This window comes from Leifsonia sp. KNZ13-11D (assembly GCF_056754895.1).
This window is the reverse complement of the sequence record NZ_JBPGWU010000001.1, coordinates 1,342,618-1,356,578: the sequence shown is the minus strand read 5'-3', so window position 1 is coordinate 1,356,578 and position 13,961 is coordinate 1,342,618. Positions and strand designations below refer to the sequence as shown.

Annotated in this window: 13 protein-coding genes; 4 read left to right on the top strand and 9 right to left on the bottom strand. The window is 71.5% G+C overall.

The window, feature by feature from the left end:
• Window positions 1-21: 21 nt before the first annotated feature.
• The 3 genes from ACR9Y5_RS06835 to ACR9Y5_RS06825 are packed head-to-tail and all read right to left on the bottom strand — an operon-like array spanning window position 22 to window position 2,014.
• Window positions 22-390, bottom strand: coding sequence for a hypothetical protein (locus ACR9Y5_RS06835; protein ID WP_481297258.1), 369 nt, complete (start codon window positions 388-390; stop codon window positions 22-24).
• Window positions 387-1,310, bottom strand: a complete 924-nt coding sequence (gene truB / locus ACR9Y5_RS06830; RefSeq protein ID WP_481297257.1) for a tRNA pseudouridine(55) synthase TruB — start codon at window positions 1,308-1,310, stop codon at window positions 387-389. The genes ACR9Y5_RS06835 and truB overlap by 4 nt, the downstream gene beginning before the upstream one ends.
• Window positions 1,307-2,014 carry a TetR/AcrR family transcriptional regulator gene (locus tag ACR9Y5_RS06825; protein ID WP_481297256.1) on the bottom strand — a complete coding sequence of 236 codons (708 nt, stop codon included), beginning with the start codon at window positions 2,012-2,014 and terminating at the stop codon, window positions 1,307-1,309. Before ACR9Y5_RS06825 ends, truB begins: the two co-directional genes overlap by 4 nt.
• A 73-nt stretch (window positions 2,015-2,087) precedes the next feature.
• On the opposite strand from ACR9Y5_RS06825, the gene ACR9Y5_RS06820 reads away from it, so the two are divergent.
• Both ACR9Y5_RS06820 and ACR9Y5_RS06815 read left to right on the top strand, forming a co-directional pair.
• Window positions 2,088-3,584, top strand: a complete 1,497-nt coding sequence (locus ACR9Y5_RS06820; RefSeq protein ID WP_481297255.1) for a DHA2 family efflux MFS transporter permease subunit — start codon at window positions 2,088-2,090, stop codon at window positions 3,582-3,584.
• A gap of 130 nt (window positions 3,585-3,714) precedes the next feature.
• Window positions 3,715-4,719, top strand: coding sequence for a ketopantoate reductase family protein (locus tag ACR9Y5_RS06815; RefSeq protein ID WP_481297254.1), 1,005 nt, complete (start codon window positions 3,715-3,717; stop codon window positions 4,717-4,719).
• A gap of 53 nt (window positions 4,720-4,772) precedes the next feature.
• On the opposite strand, the gene ACR9Y5_RS06810 is transcribed toward ACR9Y5_RS06815, so the two are convergent.
• Window positions 4,773-5,363, bottom strand: coding sequence for a nucleoside/nucleotide kinase family protein (locus ACR9Y5_RS06810; RefSeq protein ID WP_481297253.1), 591 nt, complete (start codon window positions 5,361-5,363; stop codon window positions 4,773-4,775).
• Between the two features lie 39 nt (window positions 5,364-5,402).
• On the opposite strand from ACR9Y5_RS06810, the gene ACR9Y5_RS06805 reads away from it, so the two are divergent.
• Window positions 5,403-6,266 carry an HhH-GPD family protein gene (locus ACR9Y5_RS06805; protein WP_481297252.1) on the top strand — a complete coding sequence of 288 codons (864 nt, stop codon included), beginning with the start codon at window positions 5,403-5,405 and terminating at the stop codon, window positions 6,264-6,266.
• Here ACR9Y5_RS06805 and ACR9Y5_RS06800 read toward each other — a convergent pair.
• The 4 genes from ACR9Y5_RS06800 to ACR9Y5_RS06785 form a co-directional block, all read right to left on the bottom strand.
• Window positions 6,251-6,550 carry a YciI family protein gene (locus tag ACR9Y5_RS06800; RefSeq protein WP_481297251.1) on the bottom strand — a complete coding sequence of 100 codons (300 nt, stop codon included), beginning with the start codon at window positions 6,548-6,550 and terminating at the stop codon, window positions 6,251-6,253. The two genes, ACR9Y5_RS06805 and ACR9Y5_RS06800, sit on opposite strands and share 16 nt — an antisense overlap.
• Window positions 6,551-6,617: 67 nt before the next feature.
• Window positions 6,618-7,109: a 30S ribosome-binding factor RbfA gene (gene rbfA / locus ACR9Y5_RS06795; protein ID WP_481297250.1), complete on the bottom strand. Its 492-nt coding sequence runs from the start codon at window positions 7,107-7,109 to the stop codon at window positions 6,618-6,620.
• An 80-nt stretch (window positions 7,110-7,189) separates the two neighbouring features.
• Window positions 7,190-9,964: a translation initiation factor IF-2 gene (infB, locus tag ACR9Y5_RS06790; protein WP_481297249.1), complete on the bottom strand. Its 2,775-nt coding sequence runs from the start codon at window positions 9,962-9,964 to the stop codon at window positions 7,190-7,192.
• 102 nt (window positions 9,965-10,066) lie between these two features.
• Window positions 10,067-10,318 carry a YlxR family protein gene (locus ACR9Y5_RS06785; protein ID WP_481297248.1) on the bottom strand — a complete coding sequence of 84 codons (252 nt, stop codon included), beginning with the start codon at window positions 10,316-10,318 and terminating at the stop codon, window positions 10,067-10,069.
• A 139-nt stretch (window positions 10,319-10,457) separates the two neighbouring features.
• On the opposite strand from ACR9Y5_RS06785, the gene ACR9Y5_RS06780 reads away from it, so the two are divergent.
• Window positions 10,458-12,911 (top strand): cell wall-binding repeat-containing protein, encoded by a 2,454-nt coding sequence (locus tag ACR9Y5_RS06780; RefSeq protein ID WP_481297247.1) that lies wholly within the window; start codon window positions 10,458-10,460, stop codon window positions 12,909-12,911.
• Between the two features lie 36 nt (window positions 12,912-12,947).
• Here the strand turns inward: ACR9Y5_RS06780 and nusA are convergent, their stop codons facing one another.
• Window positions 12,948-13,955 carry a transcription termination factor NusA gene (gene nusA, locus ACR9Y5_RS06775; protein ID WP_481297246.1) on the bottom strand — a complete coding sequence of 336 codons (1,008 nt, stop codon included), beginning with the start codon at window positions 13,953-13,955 and terminating at the stop codon, window positions 12,948-12,950.
• Window positions 13,956-13,961: the final 6 nt, after the last annotated feature.

The window sequence follows — 13,961 nt, the reverse complement described above, 5'->3', positions numbered from 1 at the left end:
TCTATTTGCCGCGAGGGGACCTCAGGCGCCCTGCACGAACCAGATCTGCCCCATCCGGTAGACCATGACCGCGATCGCGAGGCAGACGCCGCCCAGGATGACGGTGCTCCACCGGTTCCGCTCGATCAGCGCCCAGAACCCGCCGGCGAGGGGCAGCACGATCGCCGAGATCAGGTAGATGTAGAACTCGGCGAGGCTCCCCGACGGCGAGTTGCCCACCGCCGGCGCCACGATCGCGACCACCAGCTGCGCGAGCAGCAGCAGTTCCACGAGTGCGACCGCCCCCATGCTGAGGTCGCCGGGCACCCGGCCGACGAGGCCGAGCACGACGCAGAGGATGCCGGCGGCGCAGGCCACGACGACCTGCACCGTGGTGAACCACTCGATCATGCGTTGCCGTCCGCCGGTCCGACGGCTTCGTCCGTGGGGAAGTTCACGAGGGTCCTGGCTTCCTTTCCGCGGAATTCGATGAGCCCGACGAGCGCGCCGCTCGGGGCGACGGCGGCGACCGGCTCTCCGCCCGGGCCTTCCCGGTCGGCGATGTGGATGCGGCGACCGTGGGTCAGGTCGATGGCCTGCTGCTCGGTGAGGTCGAGCCGCTCGAACAACCGGGTGGCCGCTTCGACCGCCGGGATGAGGGCGGCCCGCGCATCGAGCGTAGCCAGTTCGTGCGCATCCTGCACCGCGAAGGCACCGATGCGGGTGCGGCGCAGCGCGGTCAGGTGCCCTCCGACGGCCAGTGCGGCACCGAGATCGCGGGCGAGCGAGCGGATGTACGTGCCCGAGGAGCAGACGACCCGCACATCCAGGTCGATGAAGCCCTCACCGCGCCGCGTCTCGAGCAGTGCGAACTCGGAGACAGTGACAGCACGCGCCTTCAGCTCGACCTGCTCCCCCGCGCGCACGCGGGCGTAGGCGCGCTTGCCGTCCACCTTGATGGCGCTCACGGAGCTCGGCACCTGCTCGATCTCGCCGGTGAGGGCGAGGATGCCCGCGGCGACCGCCTCGCCGCTCACCGCATCCAGCGCGTCGTGGGACGCAGCGGCCAGCAGCTCGCCCTCGGCGTCGTCGGTCGTGGACGCCGCACCCAGACGGATGGTCGCCAGGTACTCCTTGTCGGCTCCGACGATGTAGGTCAGGAGGCGCGTGGAGGAGTTGACCCCGACGATGAGCAGCCCGGTCGCCATCGGGTCGAGCGTGCCGGCATGGCCGACCTTGCGTGTGCCCGCCGCCTTCCGCACGCGCGCGACGACGTCGTGACTCGTCATCCCGCCCGGCTTGTCGATCAGGATGAGGCCGCTTCCGGTCATGCGCGAGCGCCCTCGTGGGCCGACACGTCGAGGACCAGCTGCAGCTTGGTGCGGAAGGTGCACTCGATGAGCTCCTTCGCGGCAGGGTTCGTGTCGTACTCGTCGGTCATCCGCAGGCCCAGCAGGGTGTTGAGCAGCATGCCCTCCGCCAGGAACGAGCGCGCCTCCTCCGGGGCGAAGCCGGCGCCTTGGCGCAGGAGCCGGTAGATGGTCAGGAACCCGTCGCGGGCCTTCCCGCCGATCGTCGGATCCTGTCCCATGCTGAACGCCTGCATGAGCGACAGCAGGAGGCCGCGGTCCTCGATCAGGTTCACGTACGCCAGGCCGAGGCGACGGGCGATCTCGCCGTGCCCTCCCGCCACCATCGCCGCGGACGCGCCCTCCGGCGTCTGCGCGCCCTCCGGCGTCCGCGCGCCCTCCGGAACCTCCGTGCTCTCCGGCGACCCGTCCGCTTTCCACTGCTCGATCGTCTCGGTGAAGGCGACCAGCAGTCGCTCCAGCGAGCGCGAGAGCACGCCGACGAACAGGTTCTCCTTGCCGCCGAACATCCGCACCACGTACGGCTGGCTGATCCCGGCCTCGCGGGCGATCTGGTCGGTGGTCGCGCCGAAGTAGCCGCGCTCGCCGAACACGCGGCTCGCGGCCTCGAGGATCTGCGCCCGGCGCTCGGCCGAGGGGATCCGTTCGTTGTTCCTGTCCGTCACTCTTGACAGGTTATCAGGCGATTACTAAGGTCAACTCTTGTAATCATCCAATAACAACAATTGGAGGCGTCGCATGTCCGCTCCCACCGCGTCGCGCACCCGCGCGGTGCCCGTCTGGCTGGCGATCGTCGCCGCCTCGCTGCCCATGTTCATGGCGACGCTCGACAACCTGGTCGTCACCAGTGCCCTGCCGGTCATCGCCCGTGACCTGTCCGCATCCATCGAAGAACTGCAGTGGGTCGTCAACGCGTACACGCTGAGCTTCGCCACGCTCATGCTCATGGCGGTCGGCCTCGGCGACCGGCTCGGCCGCCGGTCGGTGTTCCTCGCCGGGATCGCCGTCTTCACCCTCGCGAGCGCGGCGAGCGCCCTGGCGACCGAGCCGTGGATGCTGATCGGCGCCCGCGCGCTGCAGGGCGCAGGAGCCGCCGCCCTCCTGCCGCTGTCCCTGACGCTGCTCGCCGGGAGTGTGAGCGCCCGCCTCCGCCCTGCGGCCATCGGCATCTGGGGCGGCATCTCCGGCCTCGGCGTGGCGCTCGGCCCGCTGATCGGCGGAGCCGTGGTGCAGGGCTGGAACTGGCAGGCCATCTTCTGGCTCAATGTTCCGCTCGGCGTGATCGCCGTGCCCCTCGTGCTGCTCGCCCTGCCGAACACCTTCGGCGAGCGCGTCCGCGCCGACGTCGTCGGCCTGCTCCTTGCGGCGCCGGGCGTCCTCGGGCTCGTCTACGCGATCGTGCGCGGCAACGATGCGGGCTGGGACAGCGCGGAGGTGCTGATCCCGCTGATCGCCGGCTCCGCCCTCCTGGTCGCGTTCGTGCTGTGGGAGTCGCGGGCCACCGCTCCGCTGCTCCCGCTGCGGCTGTTCCGCGACCGCAGCTTCACCGTCGCGAACCTCGTCGGCGTCACGTTCAGCTTCGGGATCTTCGGCGCGATCTTCATCCTGATCCAGTTCCTCCAGGTGGTGCAGGGGCACACGCCGCTCGAAGCCGGCGTCATGACCATGCCGTGGACGCTCGCGCCGATGGTCGTGGCCCCGCTCACCGGGCTGCTCTCCTCGCGCACCGGGACACGGCTCCCCGTCGTCGTGGGCCTCGCGTTCCTCGCCATCGCGATGGGCTGGATCGCGCTGACCCTCTCGGCGACGCTCCCCTACTCGCAGATGTGGCCGCCCTTCCTGCTCGCGGGGATCGGCATGGGACTCGTCTTCGCGCCGAGTTCGACCGCCGTGCTCGCCAACATGCGCCCGGCCGACCACGCGAAGGCGTCCGGCACGAACTCGACGCTGCGGGAGGTGGGCGTGGCGCTGGGCGTCGCCGTGCTGACCGCCGTCTTCACCGGAGCCGGCGGCACGCTCACCCCGACGGGCTACGTGGATGCGGCGATCCCCGCCGTCTGGGTCGGCGCGGGCGTGCTGGCGGCCGCAACGCTGATCGCCCTCGCGCTGCCGAGCCGCCGCGCGGCCGCCCGGGCCGCCGCCGCGATCGCGGCCGCAGAGCCGGCGCCGGCCGGCGAGCCGGCGGCCGTCGCCGCCCTCGCAAACGCCGAGCCGGTCCCGCTCGTCGCCGACTGACCACCCAAGGGTCGCAACACGCCGTTATCCCGCGCGGATGACGGCGTGTTGCGACCCCTCGTTGTTCGCCTCGCCGGCGGGGTCCCGGCGGGGCGCCGGCGGCGGCAGCGACGCCGTTAGGCTGGAACGCGTGCGAATCGGCGTGATCGGAACCGGGGCCATCGGCGGCACGATCGCGGCGCTGCTCGACCGGGTCGGGCACCTCGTCGAGGTGACCGCTCGCGGCGTGCACCTGGACGCCATCCGTACCGGGGGGCTGCGCCTCGACGGCGGCTGGGGCGCGCACACGGCGCACGTCGCCGCGGCGGAGACCCTGCAGACGCGGCCCGAGCTGGCGTTCCTGTGCACGAAGGCGCAGGATGCGGCGGCTGCGATCCGCGCCAATGCCGACCGCCTCGACGGCATCACCGTCGTCGTCGTGCAGAACGGCCTCGCGGGTCTGCGCGAGGCCCAGCAGTTCCTGCCCGGCTCCAGCTGCGTCGGAGCGCTGGCCCTCTACGCCGCCAGCTTCCTCTCCCCCGGCCGCGTCTCCGTCACCACGACCGCCAACACGTATCTCGGCGCCGGGGACGGGCCGCCACCGGCCGCGGCGGTGGAGGCCGCGCGCATCCTGGACGCCGCCATGCCCGCGTTCGCTATCGACAACTTCACCGGCGCCCAGTGGACGAAGCTCATCGTCAACCAGATCAACGCGCTCCCAGCGACCACCGGGCTGAGCGCCCAGGAGGTCATCGGAGACCGCCGGCTGCGCGCCATCCTGACGGCGAGTCTGCAGGAGGCGACGCGGATCGGCTACGCGCGCGGTGTCCGCTACGGCAGCATCCAGGGGCTCGACGACCGGCTTCTGCACGTCGTCGCACGCGCTCCGCGCTGGGCGGCGCAGGGGGTCCCACTGCTGATGCGGCGCCGGATGGGCTCGACGCCCAACCCGGGTTCGACCCTGCAGAGCATCCGGCGCGGCCAGCTCACCGAGATCGACTACCTGAACGGCGCGGTCGTCGACGAGGCCCGCGCGGCCGGGCGGGAGGCTCCGATCAACGCGCGGCTCACGGCGCTCGTGCACGAGGTGGAGCGCACCGGCTCCTTCCTCTCCCCGGCCGAGGTCGCCGAGCGGATGCGGCCGCTCGTCTCCTGAGCGCCCCGTCTCCTGAGGCCCCGGTCTCGAAAGCGCCCCCCATCTCCCAGGGCTCAGGGACCCCGCTCGACCCACCGCGGCTCGCGCGGGTCGCCCTCGTCGACCAGGATGTCCGCGCTCCCCTCCGGGTCGGCGTCCGCGACGTAGAGCGGGTCGAGAGCGGCATTCGTCAGCAGGATGGACACGTTCCACGCGCCGCCGAGCGACGGCCGCAGCACGAATTCGCCGTCGACGACGAGCACCGCATCCTGACCGGCCGTCAGCCAGCGCGACTCAGCCGGCTGGTCGCGCACCGCGTCGAAGGCGCTCAGCTGGAAGCCCGCGCTGCCGCCGAGCCGGAACGGGTCGAGCAGCACACGCCGCAGGGTGATCTCGTCGTAGGCGTCGCGGTAGTACCCCTCCGCCGTTTCGCGCCCGAGCCGTGTGCGGTACGCCCGGGAGGCATGGAAGCCGTCGAGGGAGGCGCGGAACGTGTCGGCGCCCGACTCCCGGAAGACCGCGGCGAGGTCGTCGGCGAACGCCGTCCCACCTCCCCGGCCGCCGCCGTCAACGGCGACGATGACCCTCCCCGCCGGGTAGGACCGCCGGATCGCGGCCAGCAGCCCGCGCAACGACTGCACGCGCGGGGTCGGGGGAAGCATCATGCGATGAGCATAGGCCGCCGCACCGGTTAGCCTCGATGCATGCACGATTTCGCCGCGACGGTGGTGGCCTGGTACCACGCCAACCGGCGCGATCTGCCATGGCGGCGCGACGGTTTCACCCCGTGGGGGACGCTCGTCAGCGAGTTCATGCTCCAGCAGACACCGGTGAGCCGCGTCATCCCACGGCTCGAGGAGTGGCTGACGCGCTGGCCGACTCCCGCCGACCTCGCCGCCGTCCCGCCGGGCGAGGCGGTGCGCGCGTGGAAGTCCCTCGGCTATCCGCGCCGCGCACTCCGGCTGCACGCCGCGGCGGTCGCGATCACCGAGCGCCACGGCGGCGTCGTTCCGGAGGATGTGGATGCGCTGCTCGCGCTGCCCGGCATCGGCGACTACACGGCACGCGCCGTCGCCGTCTTCGCGTACGGCGACCGGCATCCGGTCGTCGACACGAACATCCGGCGCGTCATCGCCCGAGCGGTCGACGGCCAGGCGGAGCCCGGTCCGCCGAGCCGGCGCGACCTGACCGCGATGGAGGCGCTGCTCCCGGAGGACCGACCGGCCTCCGCGGCCTTCAACGCGGGGATGATGGAGCTCGGCGCGATCGTGTGCGTCGCCCGCACGCCGCGTTGCGACGAGTGCCCGCTCGCCGCGCAGTGCGCCTGGCGCCGCGCCGGCTATCCGCCCTACGACGGGCAGCGGAAGGCGACGCAGAAGCGCTACGAGGGAAGCGACCGGCAGGCGCGCGGCCGCATCCTCGCCGAGCTCGGGGCGGCGCACGTACCGGTCAGCGATGCGGAGCTGGAGGGCGTGTGGCCGGATGCGGCGCAGCGCGGCCGCGCACTCGCGGGCCTGCTCGCGGACGGTCTCGCGGTCGCCGCCGAGGGCGGCTACACGCTGCCCTGAGCGGGGAACACCAGCGGATCCCAGTCCAGGATGCGGAAGCTGTGCACCAGGCCCTCCGTCATGAACGGGTCGTCGGAGAGGAACCGCTCAGCGGCCTCGCGGGAGCGGAAGATCGCCATGGAGCCCTGCGTCGCCGGGTCGCCGAACGCCCCGATCATGAGCACGTCGCCGCTCTTCGCGAACTCGTCGAGGTAGGCGCGGTGGCGGGGATAGGTCTCCAGCAGCCGCTGGAAGTGCTCGGGGCCTGCATCCGGATCGGGATCGTAGAACGAGACGGCGTACATGTCGTCAGCATAGGACCGCGGCGGGCGTCACGGCCGGCGGATCCACACCGCCGGCCGCGATGTCACGTCACTCCTCGTCGTCGTCCTCGTGCGCGTCGTCCTCGTCCGCGTCGTCATCGTCATCGTCATCGTCATCGAGCGACCGCGGTTTCACGTACGGGTCCTCGTCGCCGGCATACGCCGCGCCCGCGGCGAGACCTGCGACCTCGGTGTCGCGCTGACGTGCCTCCCGCAGCAGGTCCTCGATGTGGGCCGCGTTCTCCGGGATGGCGTCGAGCTGGAACTCGAGCGTCGGCGTGAGCCGGGCGGTGATGTTCTTGCCCACCTCGCTCCGCAGCATCCCGGTCGCCGCCTTGAGGGCCGCGGCGCTGTCCTCGCGCTCCTGCTCGCTGCCGTAGACCGTGTAGAACACCGTCGCGTGCTGCAGGTCGCCCGTCACCTGGACGTCCGTGATGGTCACGAAGCCGAGCCGCGGGTCGCGCAGCCCGCGGTCGAGCCGCTTGGCGATGATCTCCTTGATTCTGTCCGCGAGCTTCCTCGCGCGTGCCGGATCGGCCATGAACTGTGTCTCCCTCTGAAATAACCCGGTGAAGCCGGAAGGCCCGGCGGGATGAACCGCCGGGCCTTCACTGCGTTCGACTAGACGCGCGGCTTCTCGCGAAGCTCGGTCGTCTCGATCTCGTCGCCGATCTGGATGTCGTTGTACTTGCCGAGACCGATACCGGCCTCGAAGTCCGTACGGACCTCCGTGACGTCGTCCTTGAACCGGCGCAGCGACTCGATGGTGAGGTTGTCGCCCACCACGACGCCGTCGCGGATGACCCGCGCCTTGGCGTTTCGCGTGATCGTCCCGGAGCGGACGATGACACCGGCGATGTTGCCGAACTTCGAGGAGCGGAACACCTCGCGGATCTCGGCGACACCGGACTGGACCTCTTCGAACTCGGGCTTGAGCATGCCCTTCAGCGAGTTCTCGATGTCCTCGATGGCGTTGTAGATGACCGAGTAGAAGCGCACATCCACGCCCTCGCGGGCCGCACGCTCGCGCGCCTTCACGTCCGGGCGGACGTTGAAGCCGATCACGATCGCGTTGTCGATCGTGGCCAGGTCGATGTCCGACTCGGTGATCGCGCCGACACCGCGGTGCAGGATGCGCAAGGACACCGACTCGTCGACCTCGATCTTCATGAGCGACTCCTCCAGCGCCTCCACGGCACCGGACACGTCGCCCTTGATGATGAGGTTGAGCGCCTCGACCTTGCCCTCTTCCAGAGCGCGGGTGAAGTCCTCGAGCGAGATGCGCTTGCGGGCCTTGGCCAGCTGGGCGTTGCGCTCGGCGGCTTCGCGCTTCTCGGCGATCTGCCGGGCGGTGCGGTCCTCCTCGGTGACGAGGAAGACGTCACCGGCGCGCGGGACGCTGGAGAGGCCCTGCACCTGGACCGGACGCGACGGGGCGGCCTCGAAGACGGCCTCGCCGTTCTCGTCGGCCATGGCACGGACACGGCCGTAGGCGGTGCCCGCCACGATCGCGTCGCCCACCCGGAGCGTTCCGGACTGGATGAGCACGGTCGCCACGGCGCCGCGGCCCTTGTCGAGCTTCGCCTCGATGGCGACACCGCGGGCGTCCTTGTTCGGGTTGGCGCGGAGGTCGAGACCGGCGTCGGCGGTCAGCAGGACCGCGTCGAGCAGGTCCTGGATGCCGATGTTGTTCCGGGCCGAGACGTCGACGAACATGACGTCGCCGCCGTACTCCTCCGCCACCAGGCCGAACTCGGTGAGCTGCTGGCGCACCTTCGCCGGGTTGGCGTCCGGCTTGTCGATCTTGTTGACCGCGACCACGATCGGCACGTTCGCCGCCTGGGCGTGGTTCAGCGCCTCGATGGTCTGCGGCATGATGCCGTCGTCCGCCGCGACCACGAGGATCGCGATGTCCGTGACCTGCGCACCACGGGCACGCATGGCGGTGAACGCCTCGTGACCCGGGGTGTCGATGAAGGTGATGGCACGCTCAATGCCCTCGTGCTCCGTCCACACCTGGTACGCACCGATGTGCTGGGTGATGCCGCCGGCCTCGCCCGCGACGACGTTCGCGTTCCGGATGGCGTCGAGGAGGCGCGTCTTTCCGTGGTCGACGTGACCCATGACCGTGACGACCGGGGGCCGGATCTCGAGGTCCTCGTCGGACTCGCCTTCCAGCTCGGCGTCGAGGTCGATGTCGAAGCCCTCCAGGAGCTCCTTGTCCTCGTCCTCCGGCGACACGACCTGGATCTTGTAGCCCAGCTCCTCACCGAGGACCTCGAAGGTGGCCTCGTCGAGCGACTCGGTCGCGGTCGCCATCTCGCCCAGGTGGAAGAGGACAGTGACCAGCGACGCGGGGTTCGCGTCGATCTTGTCGGCGAAGTCGGAGATCGAGGCGCCACGGCGCAGCCGGATGACGGTGCTGCCGTCGCCGCGGGGAACGGTCACGCCGCCCAGCGACGGGGCCTCCCGCATCTCGAATTCCTGGCGCTTCGCGCGCTTCGACTTGCGTGCCTTGCTCTTGCCGCCACCGCGGCCGAACGCGCCGGCCGTGCCGCCGCCCGGTCCACGACCGCGGCCGCCGCCACCACCGGGGCGCGGGCCGCCGAAGCCGCCGCCAGGACGCTGGAAGCCGCCGCCGGCGCCTGCTCCCGCACCGCCGGCGCCGGGGCGCTGCTGGAAGCCGGGACGACCGCCGCCGCCGCCCTGACGCGGGCCGGGACGGTTGCCGCCGCCCTGGCCGGGCGCGCCGATGCGCGGGGCGCCGGGACGCGGCGGGGTCGGACGCGGGATGTTGCCGGGCGAGGGCCGCTGGCCCATGCCCTGCGACGACGAGAACGGGTTGTTGCCCGGACGCGGCGTGCGCTGGCCCATGCCCTGGTTGGACGAGTACGGGTTGTTGCCGGGGCGCGGGGCGCTCGGGCGCGGGATGCCACCGCCGCCGGGGCGGGGTGCGGAGCTCGGCTTGACGGCGTCCGGGGTCGCCGGGGCTCCGGCGGCCGGCGTGCTCGAGGCAGCCTTCTCTGCCGCCTTCTCAGCAGCCTTCTCGGCGGCGGCCTTCTCGGCCGCGGCCTGACGCTCGGCGACCGACATCGGCGCCTGCGGCTTGGGCCCGGCATCCGTCTCGGTCGCCGCGGCGGGCGCCTGCGGCGGGCGCGGCGCGGCCGGACGGGGCGCCTGCGACGGCGCCTTCGGGGCGGTGGCGGTCGCCTTCTCGGCGGACGGCTTCGCACCCTCGGCCTCCAAGGCGGCACGCAGCTTGCGCGCTACCGGAGGCTCGATGCTCGAGGACGGTCCCTTGACGAACTCGCCCATCTCCTTGAGTTTCGCGAGCGCGACCTTGCTGTCGACGCCGAGCTCGCTCGCGACCTCGTGTACGCGTGGTTTTGCAGCCACAATTCTCCTGTCTGGGCCTACCCCGGACAGGGCAGGCGTTAGTAGCGGACGGATCTCATTTCGAGCCGCTCATCGGTTGTCACTCATGTGAAGTCAACTTCTTCAGCCTGTTCTTATGAATTGCGACCGGATGGTCGCGGTGCCGAGCGCCCCGTCCACCCGGAGGGCACGCCCGAAGGCACGCCGTTTCAGGGCGAGGTCGAGACACTCGTCGACCGGATGCAGCCACGCACCCCGCCCGGGAAGAGTGGCGGACGGATCCACCACGAGTTCCGAATTCTGGGCGACGACCCTCAGAAGTGAGGACCGGGGAGCGCGAGAACGGCATCCGACGCACGTTCTGACGGGTTCCATCTTACTCCTCCGGGCGCTCTGCGCCGAACGGACGGTCGCCCGGCGGCGCATCCAGGCTACCGGTGCGCGAACGCGTGTCCGTCGCCTGGAGGACTTGCCGCCGGACGCGGAGCGGCGGAAACTGCGCGCGGGAGGGACAATGAACACACCCCGCGACGAAGCGAACTCCGCCGCACGGCGCACTCTGCGCATCCTGCTCGCCAGCACCCTGGCCGCGACGGCCATCGCCGCCGCCCAGGCGGCGCAACCCGTGGTCGCACCGGCATCGGCCGCGTCGATCGCCTGGAGCCAGTTCGGCAACGGCCCCTCGCACACGGGTGTCAACACAGCGGAGACGCAGATCATTCCGTCGACGGTCGGGTCGTTGACCCCGCTGTTCACCGCGACGCTGCCCGGGGTGTCGGATGGCCCGCCGGTCGAGCAGCCCGGAGTCGCCACCGCGGGCGGCACCCGAGACCTGCTGTTCACCACGACGAAGGACGGCTGGATCACCGCGACCGACGCGACCACCGGGGCGGAGGTGTGGAAGCACCAGAACGGTCCAGGATCCTGCACGATCAACAACGGCAGCACCCCCTGCTACACCACGTCGTCGCCGGCCGTCGACCCGTCGGGCGCGTACGTGTACAGCTACGGCCTCGACGGCAAGGTGCACAAGTACGCCACCGGCACCGGCGCCGAGACCACCGGCGGAGGCTGGCCCCAGGTCGCCACCGTCAAGCCGTACGACGAGAAGAGCTCCCCTGCGCTGACGATCGTGACCACCGGCGGGCACACGTACCTCTACGTCGCGAACGGCGGCTACCCCGGCGACCGCGGCGACTACCAGGGTCATGTGACGACCATCGACCTCGCGTCCGGAGCGCAGCGGGTCTTCAACACGCTGTGCAGCGACCAGACCGGGCACATCGCCCCGGGCGGCTGCGCGAACGTGCAGTCGGCGGTGTGGGCGCGCCCGAGCGTGGTGTGGGATGCGGGCACGCAGCGCATCCTGTTCTCCACCGGCAACTCGGTCTTCGACGGCACGCACGACTTCGGCGACACGGTCCTCGCCATCAACCCCGACGGCACGGGCGCGAACGGCGGCCCCGTGGACAGCTACACCCCGTCGAACTACGCGAACCTCAACACCGCCGATCTCGATCTGGGGAGCACGGCTCCGCAGGTCGTCGCACCTCCGGCGGGCTCGAACCTGACCCATCTCGCCGTGCAGAGCGGCAAGGATGCGAAGATCCGCCTGCTCAACACTGCGGACCTGAGCGGCACCGGACATCCGGGCGCAACCGGAGGCGAGCTCCAGTCCATCGACGTCCCGCAGGGCGGCCAGGTGCTCACCGAACCGGCGAACTGGGTGGACGGCTCGGGCACCTCGTGGGTGTTCATCGCCAACAACAGCGGCATCTCGGCTCTGAAGCTCGTGTCGACCAACGGCACCCCCTCCCTCGTCCCGGTGTGGCAGCAGACGACAGCCGGCACGACCCCGGTCATCGCGGGCGGCGTGCTGTTCTACCTCTCCAGGAACGGCGTCCGCGCGCTCAACCCCACCACCGGCGCCCAGCTCTGGACGGACAGCGCGGGCGCGAGCGGTCTGCACTGGCAGAGTCCGATCGTGGTGAACGGCCGGCTCTACTTCACCGACGGCGGCGGAAAGCTCCGCGCCTACGCGCTGCCCGCCAGCGCCCAGAAAGTCGGACGCCTCGCCGGATCCGACCGCTTCGGAACGAGCGCCGCCGTCTCCGCGGCGACCTATCCGGCCAACGCGCCCGTCGCCTACATCGCCTCCGGGCTGCAGTTCCCGGATGCGCTGTCCGGCTCCCCCGCCGCCGCGCGCGCGGGCGGTCCGATGCTGCTCGTGCAGCCGGGCGCCGTGCCTGCGGCCATCCAGACGGAACTGCAGCGGCTCCATCCCGCCAAGATCGTGGTCCTCGGCGGATCGGACTCGATCGCCGACTCCGTCGTGACGCAGCTGAAGTCGTATACGACCGGATCGGTGACGCGCGTCAGCGGCGGCGACCGGTACGACACCAGCGCGGCCGTCTCGCGGGCGACAGCGACCACCGCTCCCGCCGTCGCGTACCTGGTCTCGGGCGAGTCGTTCCCCGACGCGCTGGCCGCCGGCGCCCTCGCCGCGCGGACGGCGGGAGCGCCCCTGCTGCTGACCGCAGGATCGTGGATCCCCGCGCCGACGGTGACGGAGCTGCAACGGCTCGCGCCGAAGTCCATCGTGGTCGTCGGCGGCCCGGCCGCCGTCTCGGACACGGTGCTGAACGCGCTGAAGGCGTACACGACCGGGTCGGTCACCCGCGTGAGCGGATCCGACCGGTTCGCCACGGCGGCCGCCGCGGCGAGCGCGTTCCCGGCGGGCACCGCCTCCGCGTTCGTGGCGTCGGGGGTCGACTTCCCCGACGCCCTGTCCGCCTCCGCTGCCGCGGGCACGAGCGGCGCCCCGCTCCTGCTGACCCTCGGCGGCGCCCTGCCCGACGAGGTCGGGGCGCAGCTCTCGCGGCTCGGCCCCACGCACATCGCGCTGGTGGGCGGCAGCGACGTCGTCAGCGACGGCGTGCAGGCGGCGCTGGGCGCCTACGTGAAGTGAGCCCGGCCGGCCCGGCCGCCCGGAGCGGCGACCGGGTCAGTCGCGGTCGAGGATCGAGTCCGGCTGGATGTCGATCTTGGCGCCGGTGAGCTTGGCCGCGAGACGGGCGTTCTGCCCCTCCTTGCCGATCGCCAGCGACAGCTGGTAGTCGGGGACGAGGGCGCGCACGGCCTTCAGCGACTCGTCGATGACGAAGGCGCTCGTGACCTTCGCCGGCGACAGGGCGCTCGACACGAACGTGGCCAGGTCGGGCGAGTAGTCGACGATGTCGATCTTCTCGTTGTTGAGCTCCGCGGTCACCGCGCGGACGCGCTGACCGAGCTCGCCGATGCAGGCGCCCTTGGCGTTCACGCCGGGCTCGGTCGCGCGCACCGCGATCTTGGTGCGGTGCCCGGCCTCCCGGGCGAGCGAGACGATCTCCACGACGCCGCTGGCGATCTCCGGCACCTCGAGCGCGAACAGTTTGCGGACGAGCGCGGGATGCGTGCGCGAGACGGTGATCGACGGACCCTTGGGCCCCTTGCTGACGCTCGTGACGTAGACGCGGATGCGGGAGCCGTGCGCGTAGTCCTCGCCGGGCACCTGCTCCTCGGGAGGCAGGATGGCCTCCACCGAGCCCAGGTCGACGTGGATCATCCGCGGGTTCGGGCCCTGCTGGATGACGCCCGCGACGATGTCGCCCTCACGGCCCCGGAACTCGCCGAGGACCGCGTCGTCGGCGATGTCACGCAGCCGCTGGTTGATGACCTGCTTGGCCGCGAAGGCCGCGATGCGCCCGAAGTCGCTGGGGCTGTCCTCGGCCTCGCCGACGACGTTGCCCTCCTCGTCGTGCTCCGGCACGTAGACGCTGACGTGGCCGGTCTTGCGGTCGAGGTGCACGCGGGCCGCGGGCGGCTGGTCGCTGTGGCCGTGACGGTGGTCGGCCTGGTTGGTGTGCTTCAGATAGGCGGTCAGGATCGCCTGTTCGATGATCTGCACCAGCTCATCGAAGGGGATCTCCTTCTCGCGCTCCATGAGACGCAAGACGCTGAGGTCGATGTCCATGCCGGC